The 340-nt window shown below is 58.8% G+C and carries 1 protein-coding gene; it reads left to right on the top strand.

Annotated elements, in window-relative coordinates; all coding sequences use genetic code 11:
- Positions 1-30: 30 nt before the first annotated feature.
- Positions 31-340 (top strand): immunoglobulin domain-containing family protein (locus tag E5Q11_RS18210; protein ID WP_410111160.1); only part of this gene is annotated, 310 nt, incomplete at its 3' end.

Genomic DNA, 340 nt, shown 5'->3' with positions numbered 1-340 from the left:
GGGTGTCCTCCCCTATCCTGCCAACCCAGCCTGTCACTGCAACGGCCAGCTCTCGAGGACCTGCTCCTGGGTTCAGAGGCCAGCCTCACATGTACTCTGAGTGGCCTGAAAGAGCCTAAGGGAGCCGTCTTCACCTGGCAGCCCACCACTGGGAAGGATGCAGTGCAGAAGGAACCTGTGCAGGACTCCTGTGGCTGCTACAGTGTGTCCAGCGTCCTGCCTGGCTGTGCCGAGCGCTGGAACAATGGAGAGACCTTCACATGCACAGCTACCCACCCTGAATCTGAGACCCCCTTAACCAGAGAAATTGCCAAAGTCACAGAAAACACCTTCCCACCCC

Source organism: Marinobacter confluentis, assembly GCF_004785685.1.
Classification (GTDB): Bacteria; Pseudomonadota; Gammaproteobacteria; order Pseudomonadales; family Oleiphilaceae; genus Marinobacter; species Marinobacter confluentis.
This window is presented reverse-complemented; position numbering and strand designations above follow the sequence as displayed.